This window comes from Gluconobacter sp. P1D12_c, from assembly GCF_018812105.1.
In the GTDB taxonomy this organism is placed as follows: Bacteria; Pseudomonadota; Alphaproteobacteria; order Acetobacterales; family Acetobacteraceae; genus Gluconobacter; species Gluconobacter oxydans_A.
Genome location: NZ_JACSIQ010000619.1, coordinates 1 through 409, shown reverse-complemented (window position 1 = coordinate 409; position 409 = coordinate 1). Strand labels below are relative to the sequence as shown.

Annotated in this window: 1 protein-coding gene; it reads right to left on the bottom strand. The window is 54.0% G+C overall.

The annotated features are described in order from the left end of the window. A partial coding sequence (locus KP705_RS18420; RefSeq protein ID WP_215765350.1) for a recombinase family protein occupies window positions 1-346 on the bottom strand: 346 nt, incomplete at its 3' end. Window positions 347-409 lie beyond the last annotated feature (63 nt).

The window sequence follows — 409 nt, the reverse complement described above, 5'->3', positions numbered from 1 at the left end:
TCGCAAGGATGTTGAAGAACAACTTGCCCATTGGATCAGACGGATCGTGAATACTGTTCCCAAGTTGAAGCTTCACGCCACGGGATGCCAGGCTGTCGCCAATAAGCCGTGCATCAGGGACAGAGCGGGCCAGTCGATCAAGCTTTGGTACGACCAAAGTATCGCCACTACGAACAGCCGCCAGTGCCTGGTCAAGGCCGGCCCTTTCCCGGTTCGTGCCGGTGAAGCCCTTGTCGGTGTAAATACGATCGGCAGAAACACCGAGTTTGAGCAGTTCCTGATGCTGGGCCGCGAGATCCTGTTTGTCCGTCGAGCAGCGGGCATAGCCGATCATTATGTGTGTCATACGGGAAAGTGTAACGTATAAGGCCCCATGACTGCAAAACATATGGTACCACCTTTATGAGAC